The following is a 2,943-nucleotide window of genomic DNA, read 5'->3' as shown; positions in this document are numbered from 1 at the left end:
CCGCGGCCGGGAGGCCGAGGTCCAGGAGGGATCCGGTGGCGGAACTGCCGATGAGGACGATCAGGCCGGAGATGGAGGACAGCGCGCCGGTGTAGAGGCCGAGGCGTCCGTCCTCGGCGAGGTCGGGGACCCAGGCGCGGGCGGCTGGGACGATCAGCATCTGGCCGAGGGTGAGCAGGACGACGTACCCGGCGGCGGGCAGCAGCCCGGCGATGCCCGTCCAGTCGGCGGGGCGTGCGGCGGCGACGACCGCGAATCCCGCGGCGACGAGAAGGAGGCCGGCCGTCATGGAGCGGCGCAGGTCGAGCCGGTCACCGGCCCAGCGGGTGAGGGGGAGTTGGGTGAAGACGACCAGGAGGGAGGAGAGGGCGAACAGCCAGGACAGGGCCGACTGGGAGCCCGTCGCACGCTGCACCTCGTCGGGCAGGGCGAGATAGAGCTGGTTGTAGGCGAGCAGGTAGGTGCCGTAGGCGCAACACAGGGCGAGGAAGCGGCGGTTGCGCAGAAGTGTGCGCAGCCCGCCCCGCTCCGGGGTGCGGGTCCGGCCGGGTATGTGCTGCGGCATCAGCCGCATGTGCCCGGTGAGGACGAGTACGAAGACGGCGGCCCCGGCGAGGCAGGCGGTACGGAAGTCCACGGCGAGGAGCAGGGCGCCGAGCAGCGGTCCGACGAAGGCTCCCGCCTGTCCGGCGGCGGAGAACAGGGCTAGCACGCGGGTACGCGGGCCGTGGCCCTCCGCCTCCCACCCCACGGCCTGCCGGGCGACCTCCGACTCCACGGCCGGGGAGAACAGCGCGGCGGCGAACCCGATCAGCAGGACCGCTGCGATCACCGCCCAGGTCTGCTGCGCGTATCCGAGCCAGGCGAACCCGGCGATGCGCAGCAGGCACCCGGCGAGGACGACCGGGCGTACGCCGTAGCGGTCGACGAGCCAGCCGCCGACCACGAACAGGCCCTGCTGGCTGAAGGTGCGCAGGCCGAGGACGAAGCCGACCATCCAGCCCGCCATGCCGATGGCGCTGCCGAGGTGGGCGGCGAGGAACGGCAGGACGGCGTAAAAGCCGACGTTGAAGGCGAGTTGGGTCAGGATCAGCAGCCGCAGCAGCGGGGAGAGGTGCTTCCAGGTCCGCTCGCGCGGGGACTTCGCGGCCGGACGGCGGGGGTGTATGCGGGGGAGCAGGCTGGTCATGGAGTTTCTGTGGGGGAGGCGGATACGGCGATGAGGGGGGTGTCGGCGCGCGGAGGCCGCGTGCTCGACGTCACCGAAGGGGCGGGAGGGTCAGGCCGGGAGCGCGGCGGGCGAGGGGGTTTGTGCCGGGGCAGACGGACCCCGCCCGCAGCGGTCACGGCGAGCGCGCCGAGGAGGGCGAGGACGGCGGCGGGGGCGAGGACGGCCCAGGGGGCGCGTTCGGCGTACGGCTGGTTCTCGGCGAGCAGCAGGCCCCACTCGGGGGAGGGCGGCTGGGAGCCGAGGCCGAGGAAGCCGAGGGCGGCGAGGCTCAGGGCGATGCCGGGCAGCCGGAGCAGGGCGTGGCGGACGACGGGTGGCAGGACGGCGGGGAGCAGTTCGTGCCGGAGCAGGTACCAGCGGTCGGCGCCGAGAGCGCGGGTCGCGGTCAGGTGGAGGGTGGCGCGCTCCTGTCGCAGGAGGGCGGAGATGTGGGTGGCCAGCGGGGACCAGGCGACGACGGCGATGGCGAGGGCGGGTGTCCAGGGGCCGCTGCCCGCGATGCCGGTGACGAGGAGGGCGGCGAGCACTGGTGGTACGGCGTTGACGGTGTCGACCAGGGGGCCGGACAGGCGGGGCAGCAGGCCCAGGAGCATGCCGGTCAGCAGGGCCGCGGCGGTGACCGCGAGGGCGGTGCCGAGGGTGTCGAGTGCGCCGTGCGCGACGCGGGCGAGGACGTCACGGCCGAGCGCGTCGGTGCCGAAGGGGTGTGTGGGGGAGGGGGATTGGAGTTTGGCGGTCGTGTCCAGGGCGAGCGGGTCGCGGGGCAGGCCGAGGCCGATGACGCCGACGAGCAGCAGTGCGTAGACGACAGGGATGACGCGTGGGGCGGGCGGGGCGGGCCGGTGCAGGGAGTGCAGGGCGCCGTCGCGCAGTGCCGGTCCGATCAGCCGTCGCACGCCGAGCCGGGCCAGCACCGCCGCCGCTGCCGCGAGCGCGACGAGCGCGAGTGTGCCGGCCTGCAGGACGGGCAGGTCCTGGGCGAGCGCCGCACGCAGGGTGAGCCGGCCGAGTCCCGGGATGTCGAAGATCTGCTCGACGGCGACCGAGCCGCCGGTCAGGCCGACCACGAACAGTCCCGCGTTGGGCAGCAGTCCCGGCACACAGCGGCGCAGTGCCTGCCGCGCGACGGAACCCGGCGGTATGCCGCGCGCGGCGGCGGCCAGCGCCCACGGTTCGGCGAACGCCGCGGGCAGCAGGTCGTCCAGCATGCGCCCGAGGACGGCTCCGGCGGGCAGGCCGAGGGCGAGTGAGGGCAGGATCATCCACTGGGGGCCGTACCAGCCGAGGGCGGGCAGCCAGCCCAGCTGTACGCCGACGACCGAGGCCAGCACGGAGGCGACGAGGAACTCCGGGAGCGCGGCCAGCACCGCCGATCCCGTACCGCCGGGGCCGCGGGTGCCGAGGCGGCGCCGCGAGCCGAGCCACAGGGTGCGGGCGCACACCGCCGCGACCGTGAGCAGGGCGATGACGACGGCCCCCGCCATCAGCAGCAGGGAGGCGCCGAGGGCCTGCGTGGCGGCGGGCAGCACCTCGGTGTCCGACACCCAGGACCGGCCCGCGTCCCCGCGCAGCAGACCGCCCAGCCAGCGGCCGAGCAGTGCCAACGGGCCGTCGTCCAGGCCGAGTTCGTCCCGGATGGCCCGCAGCGTCTCCGAGGTGGGGTCGCGTTCCGCCGAGCGGGCCTTGAGCACGGTCAGCGCCGGGTCGGTGCG

At 75.1% G+C, this 2,943-nt stretch carries 2 protein-coding genes; both read right to left on the bottom strand.

All coding sequences use genetic code 11. From position 1 onward, the window contains the following. Positions 1-1,189 (bottom strand): MDR family MFS transporter (locus ACWD1Z_RS36950; RefSeq protein ID WP_451125231.1); only part of this gene is annotated, 1,189 nt, incomplete at its 3' end. Then, a partial coding sequence (locus ACWD1Z_RS36945) for an ABC transporter permease subunit (RefSeq protein WP_451125229.1) occupies positions 1,186-2,943 on the bottom strand: 1,758 nt, incomplete at its 5' end. The genes ACWD1Z_RS36945 and ACWD1Z_RS36950, both read right to left, overlap by 4 nt.

It is taken from the genome of Streptomyces sp. NPDC002784 (assembly GCF_053592135.1).
The sequence above is the reverse complement of the archived record's forward strand: the minus strand, read 5'-3'. Positions and strand labels throughout refer to the sequence as shown.